The organism is Streptomyces sp. NPDC088261 (assembly GCF_044740805.1).
GTDB lineage: Bacteria > Actinomycetota > Actinomycetes > Streptomycetales > Streptomycetaceae > Streptomyces.
Genome location: NZ_JBIURL010000007.1, coordinates 150308 through 171215, shown reverse-complemented (window position 1 = coordinate 171215; position 20908 = coordinate 150308). Strand labels below are relative to the sequence as shown.

The window sequence follows — 20908 nt, the reverse complement described above, 5'->3', positions numbered from 1 at the left end:
CACCGCCGCCCCCGGGGCGCCGCCTTCGGGCCACCCGGGCCGGTACCGCGGACCCGCGGCGGAAAAAGCGATGGGCGCGCCCGGGATCCGGTCGTAGGCTGTGGCGGCCTCAGCGATTCCCTGAGCGTGTCCCTGCCGGAGCGCCGCGTGCCCAGTTCCTACCGCTCGATCTTCGCCGCTCCCGGGACCAGGCGTTTCAGCGCCGCCGGCCTGCTCGGCCGGCTGCCCTTCGCCATGCTCGGCATCGGCGTCGTGACGATGGTCTCCCAGCTCACCGGGCGGTACGGCCTGGCGGGCGCGCTGGCCGCCACCCTCGCCGCCGCCGAGGCCGTGGCGGGCCCGCAGATCGCCCGGCTGGCCGACCGGTACGGGCAGCGGCGGGTGCTGCGCCCGGCGACCCTGGTCGCCGCGACGGGCATCGCGGGCCTGCTGGTCTGCGCCCAGCGGGGCGCCCCGGAGTGGACCCTGTTCGTCTTCGCCGGGGCCGGGGGCTGCATGCCGGGCGTCGGGGCGATGGTCCGGGCCCGCTGGGCGGCGATCCTGCGCGGCTCGCCCCGCGCCCTGCACACCGCGCACGCGTGGGAATCGATCATGGACGAGCTGTGCTTCATCGTCGGCCCCGTCGTCTCCATCGGGCTCTCCACCGCGTGGTTCCCGGAAGCGGGCCCGCTGCTCGCCGGGGTCTTCCTGGTGGCCGGGGTGCTCTGGCTGACGGCGCAGCGCGCGACCGAACCCGTACCGCAGCCGCGCGAGCGGCACATTCGCGGCGGCGCGCTGCGCTCCCCCGGGCTGCGGGTGCTGGTGGCCACCTTCGTCGCGACGGGGGCGATCTTCGGCGCCGTGGACGTGGTGACGGTCGCCTTCGCGGAGGAGCGGGGGCACAAGGCCGCGGCCAGTCTGGTGCTCGCGGGCTACGCGGGCGGATCGTGCCTGGCGGGGATGGTGTTCGGGCTGGTACACGTGAAGGGGCCGCCCGCCCGGGGGTGGGTGGTGGGCGTCGGCGTGATGGCGCTGAGTATGATCCCCCTCCAACTGGCCGGGAACCTGCCGTTCTTGGCCGTGGCGCTCTTTGTCTCGGGCCTGTCCGTCGCACCGACGATGGTCAGCACCATGGCCCTCGTCGAAGCACACGTACCGCGCAGCAAGCTGACCGAGGGCATGAGCTGGACGACCACCGGGCTCGCGGTCGGGGTCGCGCTCGGCGCCTCGACCGCCGGCCGGGTGGTGGACGAGGCCGGGCCCCGCGCGGGGTACGCGGTGCCCGCCGTGGCGGGAGCGCTCGCGGCCGCGGTGGCGTTCCTGGGGTACCGCCGGCTGCGCGAGCCGGTCACTGTTCGGGGAGGGCACGGGCCGGATGAGCGACGACCGTACAGGCACGACGAGCAGGACCGCGTGGCGTAACTGGGCGGGGAACGTCACCGCACGGCCCGCCCGTACCGTCTCCCCCGCCTCCGTGGACGAGCTGTCCGCGGTCGTCCGCAGGGCCGCCGCCGACGGGCTGAAGGTGAAGGCCGGCGGCACGGGGCACTCGTTCACCGCCGTGGCGGCCACCGACGGGGTACGGATACGGCCCGACCTGCTCACCGGCATCCGGGAGATCGACAGGACCGGCAGCCCGGTCACCGTCACGGTCGAGGCGGGCACCCCGCTGAAGCGGCTGAACGCGGCGCTGGCGCGGGAGGGTCTGTCGCTCACCAATATGGGCGACATCATGGAACAGACCGTCGCGGGCGCGATATCCACCGGCACGCACGGCACCGGCCGCGAGTCGGCGTCGATCGCCGCGCAGGTACGCGCCCTGGAGCTGCTCACCGCGGACGGTTCGCTGCTGCGGTGCTCGGCGGAGGAGAACGCGGACGTGTTCGCCGCCGCGCGGGTCGGCCTGGGCGCGCTGGGGGTGATCACGGCGGTCACGTTCGCCGTCGAGCCGGTCTTCCTGCTGACGGCGCGTGAGGAGCCGATGAGCTTCGACCGGGTCACGGCGGAGTTCGACCAGCACGTCGCGGAGAACGAGCACTTCGAGTTCTACTGGTTCCCGCACACCGGGAATTGCAGTACCAAGCGGAACAACCGCAGCGCCGGCCTGCCCGCCCCGCTGGGCCGGGTGGGCGGCTGGGTGGAGGACGAGTTCCTCGCCAACGGTCTCTTCGAGGTCGTCTGTGCGGTCGGCAAGGCCGTTCCCATGGTCGTCCCGCCGCTCGCGCGGGTCTCCAGCCGCGTCCTGTCGGCCCGTACGTATACGGACATCCCTTACAAGGTCTTCACTTCTCCGCGCCGGGTGCGTTTTCTGGAGATGGAGTACGCCCTCCCCCGGGAGCACGTGGTGGAGGCGTTGCGCGAGGTCAGGGCGATGGTCGAGCGGTCGCCGCTGAAGATCAGCTTCCCGGTGGAGATCCGGACGGCACCGGCGGACGACATCCCGCTGTCGACGGCGTCGGGGCGGGAGAGCGCGTACATCGCGGTGCACCTGTACCGGGGCACGCCGCACCGCGCGTACTTCACGGCGGTGGAGCGGATCATGATCGCGTACGGCGGCCGGCCGCACTGGGGCAAGGTCCACACCCGGGACGCGGCGTACCTCGCGGGGGTGTATCCGCGCTTCGCGGAGTTCACGGCGGTACGGGACCGGCTCGACCCGGACCGGCTGTTCGGGAACGACTATCTGCGGCGGGTCATCGGGGACTGACGCCCGCCGGGGGCGCGGCCGGGGTCGTGTCCGGGGTCTTCGCCGGGGGTGACGCGGCGGGCGGGGTCGCCGGGGGCGGGGTGAGGGTGGAGTGCGAGGGCGTCGGGGACGGGGACGCGGGCGGGGTGCCGCCGCCGTCCTGGCCCGTACCTCCGCCGGAGGTGGTGCCCGACGCAGGCGGCGGGGCCGGGGCCGTACCGCCGCCCGATCCGCCACCGCTGTCCGTGCCGGGCGTGCTCCCCGGGTCCCGGGCCGGGGCGCGGGTGCCGCCGGGTGACCGGGAGGGCGAGGACCGGTGGTGGCCGCCGCCGACGGCGGTCCCGACCGTGGTCCCCTTGCCGCCGCTCAGGTCGTGGCCCGAGACCAGTTCAAAGCCGGTGATGCCGATCATCGCCACCAGGAAGACCACCACGGCCGCCCGGACCGGGCGCTTCCATCCACGGACCCGGGTGCCGTGGACGGTGGCCTCGCCGAACTCCCCGGTGGCCCTGCCGAACTCTCCTGCCGCTGGGCCGGACCCCCCGGCCGTGCGGCCGAAGTCGCCGTCCGGGATCCCGCGCGGTGGGGCCTTCCGTAGCGACGGCGGGTCGGCCGGGACCTGACGGCCCTTCGGTTTCGCCTGGACCGTGACCACGCGTATCCGCTCGCCGGTGCGGCGGAAGACGTGCTGGAAGACCGACGCCCCGCAGGTGGCGACCACGCTGACGACGCCGGCGCCGATGATCGTGCCGTACACGCCGAGCTGGGAGGCGAGGACGGCCGCCGTGATCGCCGCCACCGCGCTGCCCGCGACCTGCGGCACGCTCAGATCCAGCCGCTTCTGTGTCGGTTTCGCGTCGTTCTCCCCCCGGTCCTCGTCCCTGTCCCTGCCGCCGGTCTTCCTCTGGTCCATCTCCACCCCCTGCCGACCCATCTGTCCCACCCTGCACCAGGAAGGGACCGTTGAGCGAAGGGAATCGTTCCGCTTCTGTGGATTGTGTGAAGCTTGACACGCACGTGTGAGGGATGCCCGGGCCCAACTCCCCCGCCGGTGGAGAACTTGAGCGGCGTGCCGCTCCACCCGCATGGCCCAAATGGAGTACTGTGGCGAGCCCTGGGGCCGGACTCCCGCGATCCAGGTCACTTGCCCGACACGCCGGGCAGCACGGCAAGGTTGTGGCAGGCTGCACCCGGGCAGGCCACACTCGACTAGCGGAAGCAGCGACGCACGTGACGTCGGCAGGCACCACCCGGGAGGTCCCCATGCCCGAACTGCGTGTCGTGGCCGTCTCCAACGACGGCACACGACTGGTGCTCAAGGCTGCGGACAGCACGGAATACACGCTTCCGATCGACGAGCGGCTCCGGGCCGCCGTCCGCAACGACCGCGCCCGGCTCGGCCAGATCGAGATCGAGGTGGAGAGCCATCTCCGGCCTCGTGACATCCAGGCCCGGATACGGGCCGGCGCCTCCGCCGAGGAGGTCGCGCAGCACGCCGGCATCCCGGTGGACCGGGTCCGCCGGTTCGAGGGCCCGGTGCTGGCGGAGCGCGCCTTCATGGCCGAACGGGCCAGGAAGACCCCCGTACGCCGGCCCGGCGAGAACGCGGGACCCCAGCTCGGCGAGGCCGTGCAGGAGCGGCTGACCCTGCGTGGCGCCGAGAAGGAGACCGTCCAGTGGGACTCCTGGCGCCGCGACGACGGCACGTGGGAAGTCCTGCTCGTCTACCTGGTCGCGGGTGAGCCGCACTCGGCGAGCTGGACGTACGACCCGCCCCGGCGGCTCGTCCAGGCCGTCGACGACGAGGCGCGCGCGCTGATCGGGGACACGGACGACACGCTCGCCACGAAGGAGCCGAGCTTCCCGTTCGTGCCCCGGATCGCCCGGCTGCCGCGTGACCGGCCGATGGACCGCGCGCTGGACCGGGGGCCCGAGCGGGCCTCGCTGCCCGAGTCGGACGAGAGCGAGCGGGACTCGCTGACCAGCCTGCTGGAGGCGGTGCCCAGCTTCCGGGGCGACATGGTCGTGCCCGAGCGGCCCGCGCCGCCGGACCCGCCCGACGCCGATCCAGGGCCGGCCCCGGACGACGAGGAGGAGCCGGTCGCGCCCGCCGCGTCGGCGGGGGCCGGTTCGGCGTACGCGGACGTGCTGATGCCCCGGTCCGTGACGGGTCATCGCGACCGGCTCACGGGCACGACGGACCGCCAGGCGGAGGCGGACGGCGTCCGCCCGGGCCGCCGGGCGGCGGTGCCGAGCTGGGACGAGATCGTGTTCGGTACGAGACGGAAGAAACAGGACTAGCCGGGACCGGCCGGGAGACCGGCGGAGCTGGTCGGAGACCGTGGAGGAGCGCCGCCCGCGCGTGGGCGGCGCTCCTTCGGTCGTACGGGATCCTCCTGCCGTACGCGCTCCTCCTGCCGTACGGGCCGGACTCACGCCGTCGTACGGGATCGGGCTCCAGCCGTCGTACGGATCGGGCACACGCCCTAGCGCGGGTCCGGGCCCGTGGCGACCGGGCGGGACTCGTCCGAGGACCACTCCGACCAGGAGCCCGCGTACAGGGCCGCCCGGTGTCCGGCGATCTCCAGGGCCAGCACCTCATGGGCCCCGGAGACGCCCGAGCCGCAGTACACGCCCACGTTCCCGGTCTCCTCGGCGGCTCCCAGCGCGCCGAACCGGGCGGAAAGGCGGTCGGCGGGCAGGAAGCGGCCGTCCTCGGCCACGTTCTCCGTCGTCGGGGCGGACACCGCGCCCGGGATGTGGCCGCCGACCCGGTCGATCGGCTCCACGTCCCCGCGATAGCGCTCCGCCGCCCGCGCGTCCAGCAGCAGGCCCTCGTCCGCCAGCGCCGCCGCGCCGTCCGCGTCCAGCAGCGGCATCCCGCCCGGCACCGGCGCGAAGTCGCCCTCGGCCGGGGACGGGGTGTCGGTGGAGAGCGGGCCGGTCCAGGCCGCGAGGCCGCCGTCCAGGACCCGTACGTCCGGATGGCCCGCCCAGCGCAGCAGCCACCACGCGCGGGCCGCCGCCCAGCCCTGCCCGCCGTCGTACACGACCACGGGCGTGTCCGCCGAGACGCCGGCCCGGCGCATCACCGCGCCGAAGGCCGCCACGCCCGGCAGCGGGTGCCGGCCGCCGGCGCCGGCCGGGCCCGCCAGCTCCGTGTCGAGGTCGATGTAGACGGCACCCGGCAGGTGCCCCGCGTCGTACGCGGGACGCCCGGGAGGGCCGCCCAGGCTCCAGCGCACATCCAGGAGGACGGGCGGTCGCGGCCCGGCTGACTCGCCCGCGAGTTGGGCGGCGGAGATGATGGCAGTCATGGATGCATCCTCGCGCATCCTTCCCTACGGCCACGACCACGGTCCGAGGAGCAGTGACGATGTCCGACGCACCGGTCCGGGCCACGCCCGGCACCCCCTGCTGGGTCAACCTGATGGTGCACGACGTGCCCGGTGCCGAGGCGTTCTACGGCCCTCTGTTCGGCTGGGAGTTCGCGCAGGGGCCGCCCGAGCTGGGCCTCTACATGCGGGGCCGGATCGGCGACCACGAGATCGCGGGCATCGGCCAGCTCCAGCCGAACCCGATGCTCCACGTCTGCTGGACGACGTACCTGGCCACGGACGACGCCGACGCGACGGCGAGCGCGATCAGGACCAACGGCGGCACGGTCGCGGTCCCGCCCCTGGCGGCGGGGCTGGCCGGGCGGCTCACCATCGCACTGGACCCGGCGGGCGCGCTCTTCGGGACCTGGGAGCCGGGCACCCACCCCGGCACGATGCTCACGGGGCCGCACGGCACCCCCGTCTGGTGCGAGCTGATCACGCCGGAGACGGCGTCCATCGGCGCGTTCTACCGGGGACTGTTCGCGTACGACGAGCGCGCCGGCGGCGACGGCGCGGGCGGCGACGGTCCGGGGCCGGACGTCCAGACGCTGGCGCTGGCGGGGACGCCGGTGGCCTCGCTGCACGGCATCGGCAGCGGCCGCTTCCGGGAGCGGCACCCGTACTGGATCGTCTACTTCGAGGTCGACGACACGGACGGGGCGGCGCGGCTGGCGACCGAGCGGGGCGGCCGGGTGCTGCGGGCGCCGGAGGACGGGGCGTACGGGCGGACGGCGATCGTCACGGACCCGGAGGGCGCGCTCTTCGGGATCGTACGGTCGCCGGACCGGGACGTACGGTCACCGGAGGGCGGGGCCCCGGGGTCAGCCGGGGGTGACGGGCAGGACGTCCGGTGACAGGGCGCCCGCGTGGGAGGCGGCGCTGGTCATCCTGCGCCGGTGGTGGCGCCGGCAGAGCACCTCGTACCCGACGTCCCCCGTCGAGTGGTGCACGTCGCCCACCACGACCTGCGCGCCCTCGACCACCATCCGGCCGCCGACCGTCCTGGCGTTGTGCGTCGCCCGGGCGCCGCACCAGCACATGGCCTCGACCTGGAGCGCCTCGATCCGGTCGGCCAGCTCGATGAGGCGCTGGGACCCGGGGAACAGCTTCGTACGGAAGTCGGTGGTGATGCCGAAGGCGAAGACGTCCAGGTTGAGGTCGTCCACGATCCGGGCGAGCTGGTCGATCTGGCGCGGGGCGAGGAACTGCGCCTCGTCCACGATCACGTGGTCGGCGCGGCCGCCGCGGGTGATGTGGTCCACGAGGTAGGCGTACAGGTCCATGTCCTCGTCCGCCTCGACGGCGTCCGTGACCAGGCCCAGACGCGAGGACAGCTTGCCCTCGCCGGCCCGGTCGTCGCGCGTGAAGATCACGCCCTGGAGGCCACGCGCCGAACGGTTGTGCCCGATCTGGAGGGCCAGCGTGCTCTTCCCGCAGTCCATCGTTCCGGAGAAGAAGACGAGCTCTGGCATGCGGGGTGACGGCCTTTCGGATGTACGGGAACTCTGCGCCACGGCGCGCGATGGGCTACCGGGCGACTAGGAGCGTACTTCGAGGAGGGGGACCAGCTGTTCGACGGGGGTCATCGAGCCGTGCATCCCGACCATCGCGGACTCGTGGGGCTCCTTCACCGAGGCGGTGATCACGACGTCGGTGTGGGCCGCCGCGACCACGTCGCCGATCCTGCCGTACACCCGCTCCTCCACCGTGCCCGGCGGGCCGAACCAGCCCGCCGCGACGGCCTCGTCCCGGCTCGCCACCCAGAAGCGGTCGCCGATCACCTCGCGCCACACGGTCAGGACGTCGGCCTCGGCGCCCGGGACGGCGTACACGTGGCGGGCGCGGCCCTCGCCGCCCAGCAGGGCGACTCCGGCGCGCAGTTCCCAGTCCTCGTCGAAGTCGATGCGCGACTCGTCGTCGAAGGGGATGTCGATCATGCCGTGGTCGGCGGTGACGTAGAGCGCGGCGCGGGGCGGGAGTTGCTCGGCGAGGCGCTGGACGAGGCGGTCGACGTACATCAACTGCCCGCGCCAGGCGTCGGAGTCGACGCCGAAGCGGTGGCCCTTGCCGTCGACCTCGCTGTAGTACGTGTAGACCAGCGACCGGTCTGCGGCGGCGAGTTGGGCGGCGGCGAGGTCCATCCGGTCCTCGCCGGTGAGCCGGCCGTGGAACGTGCCGCCGCTCAGCGCGACCTGGGTGAGCGGGGTGTTCCGGAACGTCGGGGACGACACCTGGGCGGTGTGCACGCCGGCCGCGTCGGCGAGCTGGAAGACCGTCGGGTACGGCTGCCAGACGTGCGGCGCGGTCCAGGGCTGCCAGCGCAGCTGGTTCATCAGCGCGCCGGTCGCGGGGTCGCGGACGGTGTAGCCGGGCAGGCCGTGCGCGCCGGGCGGCAGGCCGGTGCCGACGGAGGCGAGGGAGGTCGCGGTGGTGGCGGGGAACCCGGCGGTGATCGGCCGTCCCGTGGAGCCGCGGGAGGTGCCGAGCAGCGAGGTCAGGTACGGCGCCTCGGCGGGGTGGGCCTTGATCTGCTCCCAGCCGAGGCCGTCGATCAGGAAGACGCAGTTGCGGTCGGCGGGGGTGAGTTCGGGGATGGCCGCGGTCAGGTTCGGTACGCCCTGTCCGGCGGCGAGGGTGGGGAGCAGGTCGGCGAGGGAGCCGCTGCCGTACTCCGGTACGGGGGCGGTGCCGAGGGCGAGCGGGACCGGGTCGTCGGGCCAGTGGGCCGGGGCGGGGGTGTGCGCCTGTGCGGGCCGGGAGGCCGTCTGCGGGGTCGGCGTCGGAGGCTGCCGGGGGCGCGCCGGCTGCGGGTGGGGCCGGGGCCGTGGCCGGGGGGGCTGCGCGGACATCAGCGCGTGGTCGCGGCGGTGGCCGCGGTGGCTTCCGAGAGGGCCTGGGCGAAGGCGAGCGTCTGGCGCACGGTGTCCGGGCCGTCGCCGGCCTCGCTGACCCGCAGGCTCAGGTCGTCGGCGGTGGAGCTGCCCGTATAGCCGTGGTCCGCCTCGCAGTTGGGGTCGCCGCAGGCGGCGGGCTCCAGGTCGATGCGGGAGACCGCGCCCCATCCGATGGTGAGGACGACCTCGCGGGGCAGGGTGCCGGGGGTGTACGACTCCGGGTTGCCGACGACCCTGCTGACCACGACCGACGAGATGCGGTCGATCTTGACGGATTCGGTGGAGGTGGTGGCGTAGGGCGTCGGGGAGCTGGTGTCGGAGGCCTGTTCGTCGGTGTGGCTGACGATGAAGCGGTGGGCCGTCAGGACCAGGACGGTGACGTGGCGGCGCACCTCGTTCGCGTCGAAGGTGGTCTCCTGGTGCACCACGTACGACACGATCGGCTCGCCGCCGACAGCGGCTTCCACCGCCTCGGCCACGAGAGCCGGGTAGTAGCCGCTGCGCTCGATCGCCGTGCGCAGCCCCTGGGTCGTCGTACCGGTCTTCGCCATGGGCTCCATCCTACGGTGGCCGGATGGCTCCGGAGGACGGCGTGCGGGCCCGGTCCGGGACGGCCCGTGTGCCCGGGGTGCGTCCGGGCTGTGTCCTGGCTGCGTCCGGGGGATCGTCAGTAGCTCGGCAGGCGGCGCGGGCCGAAGTCGTCGCGGGCCGGCGGCGGGGCGAGGCGGACGCCCGCGCCGAGGACGGAGAGTCCGTGGGTGGCGACGACGACGGGTTCGAGGTCGACGGAGACGATCTCGGGGTGGTCGTCGACGAGCCGGGAGACGCGGAGCAGCAGTTCTTCGAGGGCGGGGGTGTCGACGGGCGTGGAGCCGCGCCAGCCGAACAGGAGCGGGGCGGCCCTGATGGACCTGATCTGCTCGGCGGCGTCGCGGTCGGTGGCGGGGACGAGGCGGTGGGCGAGGTCGCCGAGGAGTTCGGAGGCGGCGCCGGCGAGGCCGAAGGAGAGGACGGCGCCGGCGGCCGGGTCGATGGCGGCGCGTACGACGGTGTCGACGCCCCGGGGGGCCATGGACTGGACGACGGGGAGGAGTTCGGCGGGGGTGCCGAGGGCGTCGCTCAGCTCGCCGTACGCGAGGCGGAGTTGGGCCTCGTCGCCGAGGTCGAGCCGGACGCCGCCGAGGTCGGCGCGGTGGCGGAGGTGGGGCGCGGTCGTCTTGAGCGCGACGGGGTAGCCGAGCCGCGCGGCGGAGGTGGCGGCGGCGTCGGGCCCTGGCGCGGGGAGGGTCGGCCGTACGGAGATCCCGTACCGCCCGAGCAGTTCCACCGTGTCGTCGTCCCCGAGCCTCACCCCCCGCGGATCGGCCACCCCTTCCGCGAGCGCCCGCCGGATGAGCGCCCCGGCCCCGGCCTCGTCGATGTCGTCGTACTCGGGCACCTTCCCCGGTTCGGCGATCCCCCGCCGCCAGGCGGCATACCGCACCACCTCGGCAAGGGCACGCACGGCCCGCTCGGGCGCGGGGTAGGCGGGAACGGTCCGGGGCGCGGCGGACGGCTCCGCCGGGGCGGGGGCGCCCTGACCGCGACCCGCACGCGCCGGGTCGCCGAGGGCGGCCGGGCGGGCGTCGCCGGGGCCGCCGGAGGGCGCCGCCCCCGGGGCGGAGGAGCCCCCGTCGTCAGCGGCGCGCGCCGCGCTGCCCGGGGCGGCCGGGCGGGCGTCGCCATCGGTGGTGCCGGAGCGGGGCGCCCCCTGGGCCGACCCGCCGTCCGCCGGAGCCGGGGTGGCCGGACGGGTGTGCGCCGTCGCGGACGTGGCCGGGCTGGACGTGGGCGTCGTGGGAGCGGACGCCGGGGCGGGGGCGGCCCCACGGCGACCGGCGGGCTCCGGGTCGCCGGGGGTGGGTGGGGTTGTGGGGGTGGCGCTTGTCGGGGGTGGGGGTGTTGTCGAGAGGGCCTCCGGGAGGTCCGGTAGTTCCACGTGGACCACTGCCACCGGCTTGGGCGGGGTGTGGGTGGTCGCTTCTCTCAGGGCCCGGGCCAGGGCGGTCGCCTCCGTGGTCTCCGGGCGCGGGGGCGTGGACGTCTCGCCCACGTGGGGGATCACCGTGACCACCACCGCGTCGCACGACGGGTCCGACAGCGCCGCGGTCAGGGCCGTACGGAAGTCCCGCGGGGTCGCGGACGTCGTCAGGTCGCGGGGCGGGAGCGGGCGCAGGCCCTCCGCCAGGCAGGCGTCGTACGTGAGGAGCCCCAGGGACTCGGAGTTGCCGAGGATCGCGACACGGGGGCCCGCCGGGAGGGGCTGGGACGCGAGGAGGAGGCCCGCGTCGACCAGTTCCGTCACCGTGTCCACGCGGATCACGCCCGCCTGGCGCAGCAGCGCCGAGACCGTGGCGTCCGGGATGCGGGTCACCGGCACCGCGTGGCCGGGCGGCGCGCTGCCGTTGTGGCGCGCTCCCTTGACCGCGACGACCGGTTTCACGGCGGCCGTGCGGCGGGCGAGGCGGGTGAACTTCCTGGGGTTGCCCAGGGATTCCAGGTACATCAGGACGACGTCGGTGTCCGGGTCCTCGTACCAGTACTGGAGGAAGTCGTTGCCGGACACGTCCGCCCGGTTGCCCGCCGAGATGAAGGTGGACAGGCGCGCCCCGCGCCGGTGCAGGCCCGCCAGCAGCGCGATCCCGATCGAGCCGGACTGCGTGAACAGCCCGATGCGGCCGCGCGCCGGCGGCTCCGGCGCGAGGGACGCGTTCAGCCGTACGGCCGGAGAGGTGTTGATGATCCCGAAGGCGTTGGGACCGATGAGGCGCATCCCGTACGAACGCACCTGCCGGACGAGTTCGCGCTGGCGCGCGCGCCCCTCGTCGCCGCTCTCCGCGTATCCGGCGGAGAGGACCACCAGCCCCTGGACGCCGTGCTCCCCGCAGCGCGCGACCGCTTCGGGCACGCGCCGCGCGGGCACCGCGAGGATCGCGAGGTCGACGGGGCCGGGGATCTCCACGAGCGAGCGGACGGCCGGGACACCGTCCAGCTCCCGGGTGTCCGGGGCGAAGGCGTCGTTCACCGCGTACGTACGGCCCGTGAAGCCCGCGGCCCCGAGGTTCCGCAGGACCGTGCGGCCGACCCCGCCCGGCGTACGCCCCGTGCCGATCACCGCGACCGAGCCGGGCGCGAGCAGGCGCTGCACGGAGCGCGCCTCCGCGCGCTGCTCCCGCCCGCGCTGCACGGCGAGCGACGCGTCGGTCGGCTCCAGGTCGAGGGTCAGGTGGACGGCCCCGTCCTCGAAGCTGCGCCTCTGGGTGAACCCGGCGTCCCGGAAGACCTTGATCATCTTGCCGTTCGCGGGCAGCACCTCCGCCGCGAACCGCCGGATCCCCCGCTCCCTGGCGACCGCCGCGATGTGTTCGAGGAGCGCCGAGGCGATCCCCCGCCCCTGGTGTGCGTCCTGTACGAGGAACGCGACCTCCGCCTCGTCGGCCGGCGCGGACGCGGACCGACCCCGGCCGTCGACGCGGTCGTAGCGCACGGTCGCGATGAACTCGCCGCCCACCGTCGCCGCGAGACCGACCCGGTCCACGTAGTCGTGGTGGGTGAAGCGGTGGACGTCCTTGTCGGACAGCCGGGGATAGGGCGCGAAAAAACGGTAATACTTCGATTCGTCGGAGACCTGTTCGAAAAAGCTGACGAGGCGCTCCGCGTCGCCGGCCGTGATGGGCCTGATGCGGGCGGTGCCCCCGTCCCGCAGCACCACATCCGCTTCCCAGTGACCGGGGTACGCGTGCTCCGACGGCGTCTCCATAGGTCGAAGCCTACGGCGGACGGGCCCAGCGGGTCGGCAGGAGTGGACCGTACCGCACGTGAGAGACTGGTCTAGACAACCTCATGATTCCGACTCATGATTCCGACCTCGCGACCTCCTCGCGACATCGACCTCGTGACACCGAAGGGCACCACCATGGCTGAGCGACACGTCAACGTCGGCTGGACCGAGGGCCTGCACGCCCGCCCCGCCTCCATCTTCGTCCGCGCGGTCACGGCCACCGGCGTCCCCGTCACGGTCGCGAAGGCGGAGAGCAGCCCGGTGAACGCGGCCTCGATGCTCGCGGTGCTGGGCCTGGGAGCGCGGGGCGGCGAGGAGATCGTGCTCGCCTCGGACGCGGAGGGCGCCGACGCGGCGCTGGACCGGCTGGCGAAGCTGGTCACCGAGGGGCTCGACGAATTGCCCGAGACCGTCTGACCCGCCGGGCTGTCGGCCGGACGACCCGCCGACCGGACACCGTCCCGAATTCATTTCACGTCCTGGCCGTGGTGCGCGAGAATTCAGCGCACCACGGCTCGGCCTTTTCCGTGCGGGCAGCGGAAAAGAAGTCCTGCGTATTACGTCTCTTTGTATACGGCGCGGATGTTAAGAACGAGCACTCGCGGTGTTTACGGCATGTTGCGAAGCCCTCACCTTTTCCCGGCCCCGCTCCGGCCGCCGCAGCCGGTGCACGGCCGCCGTGCGCTCGGCGTGCAGCGCCGTGAGCGCCCGCGCGCGCTCGGCGTCGCCGCGCGCCACCGCGTCCACGATCGCGCCGTGCTCGGCCCAGGACTCCACGGGGTGGGCGGGCTGCTCGACCACGTACATCCAGGCGATCTTGTGCCGCAGCTGGGTGAGCAGCGAGGTCAGCGCGGGACTCCCGGAGGCCTGCGCGAGGGTCTCGTGGAACCACGCCCCCAGCGCGCGCAGATCCTCGCCCTGCCCCCGCCTGGCCCGTTCCTGCCCCAGTCTGACCAGGCCGCGCAGCACCTTGAGGTGTGCTTCGGTACGGCGCTGGGCGGCCCGGGCCGCGCCGAGCGGTTCCAGCAGGAGCCGTACCTCAAGGAGGTCCGCCGCCTCCTGGTCGGTGGGCTCGGCCACACACGCGCCGACGTGGCGGCGGGTGGTCACGAAGCCCTCCGACTCCAGCGTGCGCAGCGCCTCGCGCACCGGGACGCGGGAGACTCCGTACCGCCGGGCCAGCTGTTCCTCGGTGAGCCGGCTGCCCCGCTCGAATACACCGGAGACGATGTCGTCGCGGATCGCCGTGCATACCGAGTGCGCGGGAATGCGCATGTCCGAACCTCCGACTTAATCCGCGCGAAACACTGCCGATTGACGCCTGTTCCGTGACTCTATTGCAATCTTCGCGGATTTCCGATGGGTGCCCGGAATTTGTGCATACCTTTTGGCCACCCGGCCGGGTCGGCGGGCCCGTTCGCGGCGGACGCCGGAGGATCGAACGGACATACGGGGAAACCCCGGCGACGTGGTGCCGCCGGGGTTTCCCCGTGTCCGGAAAAGCGCGTGTCCCGAATCAGCCCGAATCGGCCCGGATGAGCCCGAATCAGCCGCTGACGACCGTCACTTCGCCGATTCCCAGCGCCGCGACCGGCGCCTTGATCTGGGACGCGTCGCCGACGAGCACCGTGACCAGCCGGTCCACCGGGAACGCGTTGACCGCGGCGGCGGTCGCCTCGACCGTGCCCGTCTCGGCCAGGCGCGCGTACAACCGCGCCTGGAAGTCGTCCGGGAGGTGCTGCTCGACCTGGTCGGCCAGCGTGCCCGCGACGGAGGCCGCCGTCTCGTACTTGAGCGGGGCCACCCCGACCAGGTTCTGCACGGCCACGTCGCGCTCGGCGTCGGTCAGCCCCTCGGCGGCCAGCGTGCGCAGCACCGTCCAGAGGTCGGAGAGCGCCGGGCCCGTGGACTCCGTGTCGACGGAGCCGCTGATGGCGAGCATCGCGGCGCCCGTGCCGTCCGGGGCGGAGCGCAGCACCTGGCCGAAGGCCCGTACGCCGTAGGTGTAGCCCTTCTCCTCGCGCAGCACCCGGTCGAGCCGGGAGGTGAGCGTGCCTCCCAGGCAGTACGTGCCCAGCACCTGGGCCGGCCAGACCCGGTCGTGCCGGTCGGCGCCGATGCGGCCGATGAGCAGCTGGGTCTGGACGGCGCCGGGGCGGTCCACGATGACGACCCGGCCGGTGTCGTCCGCCGTGATGGCCGGGGCGGGACGCGCGGCGGCGGTGTTGCCGGTCCACGCGCCGAGGGTCTCGGCGAGCAGTCCGTCGACGTCCACGCCCGTGAGGTCGCCGACGATCACAACGGTGGCGGTGGCGGGGCGGATGTGCGCCTCGTAGAACGCGCGTACGGCGGCGGCGTCGATCCGGCCGACCGTCTCCTCGGTGCCCTGGCGGGGCCGGGACATGCGCAGCGAGGCCGGGAACAGCTCCTTGGAGAGCTGCTTGGCGGCGCGGCGGCCGGGGTTGGCCGTCTCGTGCGGGATCTCGTCGAGGCGGTTGCGGACCAGCCGCTCGACCTCGGCGTCCGCGAACGCCGGGGCGCGCAGGGCCTCGGCGAGCAGACCGAGCGCCTTGGGCAGCCGGGAGACCGGGACCTCCAGGGAGACCCGCAGGCCGGGGTGGTCGGCGTGCGCGTCGAGCGTGGCGCCGCAGCGCTCCAGCTCGGCGGCGAACTCCTCGGCGGTGTGCTTGTCGGTGCCCTCGGACAGCGCCCTCGCCATGATCGTGGCGATGCCGTCGAGGCCCTCGGGCTCGGCGTCCAGCGGCGCGTCGAGGTTGATCTCGACGGCCACCACCTGCTGCCCGGGGCGGTGGCAGCGCAGCACGGTCAGCCCGTTGTCGAGCGCACCGCGCTCGGGCGCGGGGAAGGCCCACGGCCTGGCCACGCCGGCGGTCGGCTGCGGGTGGAACTCCATGGTCACGGCAGCGTCGGTCACTGGTCCGCCCCCTCGTGCTCGTCGGTCTCTTCGGCGGCTTCGTCTTCTGCGGTGACCGGTTCGTACACCAGCACGGCCCGGTTGTCCGGGCGCAGCCGGGCGGCGGCGACGGCCCTGACCTCGTCGGCGGTGATGTCCAGCACGCGCGTGACGGCGCTGAGCGCCAGCTGCGGGTCGCCGAACAGCACGGCGTACCGGCACAGTTCGTCCGCGCGGCCCGCGACCGTACCGAGCCGGTCCAGCCACTCGCGCTCCAGCTGGGCCTGGGCGCGCTCCATCTCCTCGGCGGTGGGGCCCTCGGCGGCGAGCCGGGCCAGCTCCTCGTCCACGGCGGCCTCGATCCGCGGGACCTCGACCCCGCCGGACGTCTTGACGTCCAGCCAGCCGAGCGAGGGGGCGCCGGCGAGGCGCAGGAGCCCGAAGCCGGCGGCGACGGCGGTCTGGTCGCGCCGTACCAGCCGGTTGTGCAGGCGGGACGACTCGCCGCCGCCGAGGACCGTCAGCGCCAGGTCGGCGGCGTCACACTCACGGGTGCCGTCGTGCGGCAGCCGGTAGGCGGCCATCAGCGCCCGCGCCGGGACCTCCTCGTGGATCTCCTCGCGCAGCTGGCCGCCCATGGTCTCGGGGAGCGAGCCGTCGCGCGGCGGCTGCTTGCCGTCGTGGGAGGGGATCGAGCCGAAGTACTTCTCGACCCAGGCGAGCGTCTGCTCGGGGTCGATGTCGCCGACGACCGACAGCACCGCGTTGTTCGGCGCGTAGTTCGTACGGAAGAAGGCGCGCGCGTCTTCGAGGGTCGCCGCGTCCAGGTCGGCCATGGAGCCGATCGGCGTGTGGTGGTACGGGTGGCCCTCGGGGTACGCGAGCGCGGTCAGGCGCTCGAAGGCCGTACCGTACGGCACATTGTCGTACCGCTGGCGGCGCTCGTTCTTGACGACGTCCCGCTGGTTCTCCATCGACTCCTCGTCGAGGGCGGCGAGCAGGGAGCCCATCCGGTCGGCTTCCAGCCAGAGCGCCAGCTCCAGCTGGTGGGTGGGCATGGTCTCGAAGTAGTTCGTGCGCTCGAAGCTGGTGGTGCCGTTCAGGGAGCCGCCGGCGCCCTGGACCAGTTCGAAGTGACCGTTCCCCTTCACCTGCGCCGAGCCCTGGAACATCAGGTGCTCGAAGAGGTGGGCGAGTCCCGTACGGCCCTTGACCTCGTGCCGGGAGCCGACGTCGTACCAGAGGCAGACCGCGGCGACCGGGGTCAGGTGGTCCTCGGAGAGCACCACGCGCAGGCCGTTGGCCAGCCGGTGCTCAGTCGCTGTCAGGCCGCCGGAACCGGCCTGCGCTGTGGCCGTGTGACCCATGGGCATGTACGTCCCTTCGATCGCGATATGGAGAAGTCCTGCCACTGTATGCAAGCGGGCCGACGCCTGGCGAAGTTCCCGTGCGTCACACGCTGGGAGACGGGGCGAGGTCGGCGTTGTCGGTGGAGCGGTCCACAATGGTCGGCGTCAGTTCAAGTAGTCGCCGTTCAGAACCTGTGAAGGAGCCGCAGCAGCGATGGCCCGCCGCAGCACGAAGACCCCGCCGCCGGAGGACTTCGAGGAGAAGATCCTCGACATCGACGTGGTCGATGAAATGCAGGGCTCCTTCCTCGAGTACGCGTACTCGGTGATCTACTCCCGCGCTCTGCCGGACGCCCGTGACGGCATGAAACCGGTGCACCGCCGCATCGTGTACCAGATGAACGAGATGGGGCTGCGCCCCGACCGCGGGTATGTGAAGTGCGCCCGTGTCGTGGGCGAGGTGATGGGAAAGCTCCACCCGCACGGGGACGCGTCGATCTACGACGCGCTCGTCCGGATGGCACAGCCGTTCTCCATGCGGCTGCCGCTGGTGGACGGTCATGGCAACTTCGGGTCGCTCGGGAACGACGATCCGCCGGCCGCCATGCGGTACACCGAGTGCCGGATGGCTGACGCCACGTCACTGATGACGGAGTCGATCGACGAGGACACCGTCGATTTCCAGCCGAATTACGACGGCCAGGAGCGGGAACCGGTCACGCTGCCCTCGGCGTACCCGAATCTTCTGGTCAACGGAGCCACCGGGATCGCGGTCGGCATGGCGACGAACATGCCGCCGCACAACCTCGGTGAGGTCGTGGCGGCGGCCCGCCACCTGATCCGGCATCCGTCGGCCGACCTGGACACGCTGATGCGTTTTGTGCCGGGTCCCGACCTGCCGACCGGCGGCCGCGTGGTCGGCCTCGGCGGCATCAAGGACGCGTACGAGACGGGCCGCGGGACCTTCAGGATCAGGTCCACGGTCACGATCGAGGACGTCAGCGCCCGCCGCAAGGGCCTGATCGTCACGGAGCTGCCGTTCACCGTCGGCCCCGAGAAGGTGATCGCGAAGATCAAGGACCTGGTCTCCGCGAAGAAGCTCCAGGGCATCGCTGACGTCAAGGACCTCACGGACCGTTCGCACGGTCTGCGCCTGGTCATCGAGGTCAAGAACGGCTTCGTGCCGGAGGCCGTGCTGGAGCAGCTCTACAAGCTCACGCCGATGGAGGAGACCTTCGGCATCAACAACGTGGCGCTGGTCGACGGCCAGCCGCTGACGCTCGGGCTCAAGGAGCTGCTGGAGGTCTACCTGGACCACCGGTTCACCGTGGTCCGCAGGCGCAGCGAGTTCCGCAGGAGCAAGCGGCGCGACCGGCTGCACCTGGTGGAGGGGCTGCTCGTCGCGCTCATCGACATCGACGAGGTCATCCGCCTCATCAGGTCGAGCGACAACTCCGCGCAGGCGAAGGAGCGGCTCATCGAGCACTTCTCGCTGAGCGACATCCAGACGCAGTACATCCTGGACACGCCGCTGCGCCGGCTCACCCGGTTCGACCGGATCGAGCTGGAGGGCGAGCGCGACCGGCTGACCGGCGAGATCGACGAGCTGACCGGGATCCTGGACTCGGACGCGGAGCTGCGGAAGCTGGTCTCGACCGAACTGGCCGCGGTGGCAAAGAAGTTCGGCACCCCGCGGCGCACGGTGCTGCTGGAGTCCGGCGCCTCGACGGTGGCGGCGGTCCCGCTGGAGGTCGCGGACGACCCGTGCCGGGTGCTGCTGTCCTCGACGGGACTGCTGGCCCGTACGGTCAACGGCGAGCCGCTGGAGGGCGGGGACGGCCGGCGGACGAACCACGACGTGATCCTCTCGGCCGTGCCCGCGACGGCGCGCGGCGACGTGGGCGCGGTGACGTCCGGGGGGCGGATGCTGCGGATCTCGGTGATCGACCTGCCCCAGCTGCCCGACACGGCCTCGGCGCCGAACCTGTCGGGCGGGGCGCCGGTCGCGGAGTTCCTGACGCTGGAGCCCGACGAGGAGCTGATCTGCCTCACCACGCTGGACGAGTCCTCCCCGGGGCTCGCGCTGGGCACGCTCCAGGGCGTGGTCAAGCGGGTGGTCCCCGACTACCCGCCGAACAAGGACGAGTTGGAGGTCATCTCCCTCAAGGAGGGTGACCGGATCGTCGGCGGCCAGGAGTTGCGTACGGGCGAGGAGGACCTGGTCTTCATCACGTCCGACGCGCAACTGCTGCGCTTCCAGGCCGCGCAGGTACGGCCGCAGGGGCGGCCCGCGGGCGGCATGGCGGGCATCAAGCTGGCCGAGGGCGCCACGGTGATCTCGTTCACGGCGGTGGATCCGGCGGCGGACGGGGCGGTGTTCACGGTGACCGGCTCGCTGGGCACGCTGGACGACTCCGTACGGACGGCGAAGCTCACCCCGTTCGACCAGTATCCGCGCAAGGGGCGGGCGACGGGTGGCGTGCGCTGCCACCGGTTCCTCAAGGGGGAGGACTTCCTCGCGCTGGCATGGGCGGGCGCGGGGCCGGCCCGGGGGGCGCGCAAGAACGGGGCTCCGGTGGAGCTGCCCGCGCCGGACCCGAGGCGGGACGGGTCGGGGACGCCGTTCACGGCGGAGATCGCGGCGCTGGCGGGGCCGGCGCACTGACGGGGGCCGCCCACCGCACGCCGCCCACCGCACGGGCTCTCAGTCGCCGGTCGGGCCTTCGGGTCCGTCCGGCGCCTGTGTTTCGGGGGCTGTCCACGGTTCGGGGGCTGTCGACGGTGGCGCTTCGGGGCCGTTCTCGTCGGACGGTACGTACCGCAGGACACCCCACATCGCACGGTCGTCGGCGGCGTCCTGGACGGCGGGGCCCTGGCAGGCCGCCAGCTCCTTGAGCAGGACGTCCCCGTCGATGCCCGCGCCGATCAGGACCAGCTGGGTCAGGCGCTCCTCGCCGGGGCCCCAGGGCTCCGGGCGGAAGCGCAGGAAGCGGCCGACGGTGTGCAGGGCGTAGCGGTTCGCGGGGTCGCCGTCGCCGAAGTCCACAAAGCCCTTGATCCGGTAGAGCCCTTCGGGCCGTGAGTCCAGGAACCGCATGAGGCGGCGCGGGTCCATCGGGGCGGTGGCCGTGAACGACACGGTGTCGTAGGCGGCGTGCGGGTGGCCGTGGTGGGGATCGGTTCCGGCGTCGTGCGGGTGGGGCTCGTCCGCGTACAGGTCCTCGAAGGTCAGTTGGCGTACCTTCTCGTCCTCGGCCGGCCGGACCGCCGGGTCGAAGAGCAGCTCGGGGTCGATCCGTCCGTACGAGGAGGAGATCACCGGCGTCCCGGGGCTCAGCTCGCGCAGGGCGGAGCGGAGGCGCCGCCGGTCGTCCTCCGGGACGCGGTCGGTCTTGTTGAGGACGACCAGGTCCGCGAGGGCCAGGTGACGGTCGATCTCGGGGTGGCGGGTGCGGGTGGAGTCGAACTCGGCGGCGTCGACGACCTGGACGAGTCCCCCGTACACCGTGCCCGGCTGGTCGCCGGTCAGGATCATGCGGACCAGTTCCTGCGGCTCGGCGAGACCGCTCGCCTCGATGACGATGATGTCGATCTTCGCCTCGGGGCGGGTGAGGCGCTCCAGATAGCCGTCGAGTTCGCTGGCGTCCACGGCGCAGCAGAGGCAGCCGTTGCCGAACGAGACGGTGGAGCCGACCTGTCCCGCGACCGTCATGGCGTCGATCTCGATGGCGCCGAAGTCGTTGACCACGACCGCGATCCGGCGGCCAGCGCGGTGGCGGAGCAGGTGGTTGAGGAGGGTCGTCTTGCCGGAGCCGAGGAAGCCGGTGAGCACGACCACCGGGATCTGCCGCCTGCCGGCCGGGTCCGTGCCGCTCATCGTCGTGCC

16 protein-coding genes are annotated in these 20908 nt (G+C 73.4%); 6 read left to right on the top strand and 10 right to left on the bottom strand.

The genetic code is table 11. The annotated features are described in order from the left end of the window. The first annotated feature begins 147 nt into the window (after positions 1 to 147). Both ACIODU_RS16240 and ACIODU_RS16235 read left to right on the top strand, forming a co-directional pair. Positions 148 to 1401, top strand: a complete 1254-nt coding sequence (locus ACIODU_RS16240) for an MFS transporter (RefSeq protein WP_401768017.1) — start codon at positions 148 to 150, stop codon at positions 1399 to 1401. Beyond that, complete coding sequence (locus ACIODU_RS16235; protein ID WP_401768015.1) at positions 1355 to 2686, top strand: D-arabinono-1,4-lactone oxidase; 1332 nt, start codon at positions 1355 to 1357, stop codon at positions 2684 to 2686. Before ACIODU_RS16240 ends, ACIODU_RS16235 begins: the two co-directional genes overlap by 47 nt. Here the strand turns inward: ACIODU_RS16235 and ACIODU_RS16230 are convergent. After that, positions 2673 to 3578: a hypothetical protein gene (locus tag ACIODU_RS16230; protein ID WP_401768013.1), complete on the bottom strand. Its 906-nt coding sequence runs from the start codon at positions 3576 to 3578 to the stop codon at positions 2673 to 2675. The genes ACIODU_RS16235 and ACIODU_RS16230 overlap by 14 nt on opposite strands. Positions 3579 to 3928: 350 nt before the next feature. On the opposite strand from ACIODU_RS16230, the gene sepH reads away from it, so the two are divergent. Next, positions 3929 to 4966, top strand: a complete 1038-nt coding sequence (gene sepH / locus ACIODU_RS16225; RefSeq protein ID WP_401768011.1) for a septation protein SepH — start codon at positions 3929 to 3931, stop codon at positions 4964 to 4966. Between the two features lie 185 nt (positions 4967 to 5151). On the opposite strand, the gene ACIODU_RS16220 is transcribed toward sepH, so the two are convergent. Continuing rightward, the gene (locus ACIODU_RS16220) at positions 5152 to 5982 is read right to left on the bottom strand and encodes a sulfurtransferase (RefSeq protein WP_401768010.1); all 831 of its coding nucleotides are present in this window, start codon (positions 5980 to 5982) and stop codon (positions 5152 to 5154) included. Positions 5983 to 6041: 59 nt separating this feature from the next. Between ACIODU_RS16220 and ACIODU_RS16215 the strand changes: the two genes are divergently transcribed. Beyond that, positions 6042 to 6899, top strand: a complete 858-nt coding sequence (locus tag ACIODU_RS16215; protein ID WP_401768008.1) for a VOC family protein — start codon at positions 6042 to 6044, stop codon at positions 6897 to 6899. On the opposite strand, the gene ACIODU_RS16210 is transcribed toward ACIODU_RS16215, so the two are convergent. The 4 genes from ACIODU_RS16210 to ACIODU_RS16195 form a co-directional block, all read right to left on the bottom strand. After that, on the bottom strand, positions 6867 to 7517 hold the full coding sequence (locus tag ACIODU_RS16210) for a thymidine kinase (protein WP_161309558.1): 651 nt from the start codon (positions 7515 to 7517) through the stop codon (positions 6867 to 6869). The genes ACIODU_RS16215 and ACIODU_RS16210 overlap by 33 nt on opposite strands. Positions 7518 to 7583: 66 nt before the next feature. Next, positions 7584 to 8894: an alkaline phosphatase family protein gene (locus tag ACIODU_RS16205; RefSeq protein WP_401768006.1), complete on the bottom strand. Its 1311-nt coding sequence runs from the start codon at positions 8892 to 8894 to the stop codon at positions 7584 to 7586. Then, a complete protein-coding gene (locus ACIODU_RS16200) occupies positions 8894 to 9490 on the bottom strand; it encodes a DUF5998 family protein (RefSeq protein ID WP_356431374.1) in 597 nt (198 codons plus the stop codon). The genes ACIODU_RS16205 and ACIODU_RS16200 overlap by 1 nt, the downstream gene beginning before the upstream one ends. A 116-nt stretch (positions 9491 to 9606) precedes the next feature. Further along, complete coding sequence (locus tag ACIODU_RS16195) at positions 9607 to 12738, bottom strand: GNAT family N-acetyltransferase (protein WP_401768004.1); 3132 nt, start codon at positions 12736 to 12738, stop codon at positions 9607 to 9609. A 156-nt stretch (positions 12739 to 12894) separates the two neighbouring features. On the opposite strand from ACIODU_RS16195, the gene ACIODU_RS16190 reads away from it, so the two are divergent. Continuing rightward, positions 12895 to 13176 carry an HPr family phosphocarrier protein gene (locus ACIODU_RS16190; RefSeq protein WP_327234100.1) on the top strand — a complete coding sequence of 94 codons (282 nt, stop codon included), beginning with the start codon at positions 12895 to 12897 and terminating at the stop codon, positions 13174 to 13176. Between the two features lie 168 nt (positions 13177 to 13344). Here ACIODU_RS16190 and ACIODU_RS16185 read toward each other — a convergent pair whose 3' ends face one another. The 3 genes from ACIODU_RS16185 to ACIODU_RS16175 form a co-directional block, all read right to left on the bottom strand. Further along, a complete protein-coding gene (locus ACIODU_RS16185) occupies positions 13345 to 14034 on the bottom strand; it encodes a GntR family transcriptional regulator (protein ID WP_356431378.1) in 690 nt (229 codons plus the stop codon). 271 nt (positions 14035 to 14305) lie between these two features. Further along, positions 14306 to 15673 carry a M16 family metallopeptidase gene (locus ACIODU_RS16180; protein WP_401768277.1) on the bottom strand — a complete coding sequence of 456 codons (1368 nt, stop codon included), beginning with the start codon at positions 15671 to 15673 and terminating at the stop codon, positions 14306 to 14308. Between the two features lie 17 nt (positions 15674 to 15690). Then, positions 15691 to 17046, bottom strand: coding sequence for a pitrilysin family protein (locus tag ACIODU_RS16175; protein WP_356431380.1), 1356 nt, complete (start codon positions 17044 to 17046; stop codon positions 15691 to 15693). A 190-nt stretch (positions 17047 to 17236) separates the two neighbouring features. On the opposite strand from ACIODU_RS16175, the gene ACIODU_RS16170 reads away from it, so the two are divergent. Beyond that, the gene (locus ACIODU_RS16170) at positions 17237 to 19687 is read left to right on the top strand and encodes a DNA topoisomerase (ATP-hydrolyzing) subunit A (RefSeq protein WP_401768001.1); all 2451 of its coding nucleotides are present in this window, start codon (positions 17237 to 17239) and stop codon (positions 19685 to 19687) included. A gap of 39 nt (positions 19688 to 19726) precedes the next feature. Here ACIODU_RS16170 and ACIODU_RS16165 read toward each other — a convergent pair whose 3' ends face one another. Beyond that, complete coding sequence (locus tag ACIODU_RS16165; protein WP_401767999.1) at positions 19727 to 20899, bottom strand: CobW family GTP-binding protein; 1173 nt, start codon at positions 20897 to 20899, stop codon at positions 19727 to 19729. Between the last annotated feature and the right edge of the window lie 9 nt (positions 20900 to 20908).

What these genes read in the sequence shown, in the direction of transcription:
- ACIODU_RS16235 (WP_401768015.1), top strand. Translation starts at nt 1,355, where the DNA reads ATGAGCGACGACCGTACAGGCACGACGAGCAGGACCGCGTGGCGTAAC.
- ACIODU_RS16230 (WP_401768013.1), bottom strand. Translation starts at nt 3,578, where the DNA reads ATGGACCAGAGGAAGACCGGCGGCAGGGACAGGGACGAGGACCGGGGG.
- sepH (WP_401768011.1), top strand. Translation starts at nt 3,929, where the DNA reads ATGCCCGAACTGCGTGTCGTGGCCGTCTCCAACGACGGCACACGACTG.
- ACIODU_RS16220 (WP_401768010.1), bottom strand. Translation starts at nt 5,982, where the DNA reads ATGACTGCCATCATCTCCGCCGCCCAACTCGCGGGCGAGTCAGCCGGG.
- ACIODU_RS16215 (WP_401768008.1), top strand. Translation starts at nt 6,042, where the DNA reads ATGTCCGACGCACCGGTCCGGGCCACGCCCGGCACCCCCTGCTGGGTC.
- ACIODU_RS16210 (WP_161309558.1), bottom strand. Translation starts at nt 7,517, where the DNA reads ATGCCAGAGCTCGTCTTCTTCTCCGGAACGATGGACTGCGGGAAGAGC.
- ACIODU_RS16205 (WP_401768006.1), bottom strand. Translation starts at nt 8,894, where the DNA reads ATGTCCGCGCAGCCCCCCCGGCCACGGCCCCGGCCCCACCCGCAGCCG.
- ACIODU_RS16200 (WP_356431374.1), bottom strand. Translation starts at nt 9,490, where the DNA reads ATGGCGAAGACCGGTACGACGACCCAGGGGCTGCGCACGGCGATCGAG.
- ACIODU_RS16195 (WP_401768004.1), bottom strand. Translation starts at nt 12,738, where the DNA reads ATGGAGACGCCGTCGGAGCACGCGTACCCCGGTCACTGGGAAGCGGAT.
- ACIODU_RS16190 (WP_327234100.1), top strand. Translation starts at nt 12,895, where the DNA reads ATGGCTGAGCGACACGTCAACGTCGGCTGGACCGAGGGCCTGCACGCC.
- ACIODU_RS16185 (WP_356431378.1), bottom strand. Translation starts at nt 14,034, where the DNA reads ATGCGCATTCCCGCGCACTCGGTATGCACGGCGATCCGCGACGACATC.
- ACIODU_RS16180 (WP_401768277.1), bottom strand. Translation starts at nt 15,673, where the DNA reads ATGGAGTTCCACCCGCAGCCGACCGCCGGCGTGGCCAGGCCGTGGGCC.
- ACIODU_RS16175 (WP_356431380.1), bottom strand. Translation starts at nt 17,046, where the DNA reads ATGCCCATGGGTCACACGGCCACAGCGCAGGCCGGTTCCGGCGGCCTG.
- ACIODU_RS16170 (WP_401768001.1), top strand. Translation starts at nt 17,237, where the DNA reads ATGGCCCGCCGCAGCACGAAGACCCCGCCGCCGGAGGACTTCGAGGAG.
- ACIODU_RS16165 (WP_401767999.1), bottom strand. Translation starts at nt 20,899, where the DNA reads ATGAGCGGCACGGACCCGGCCGGCAGGCGGCAGATCCCGGTGGTCGTG.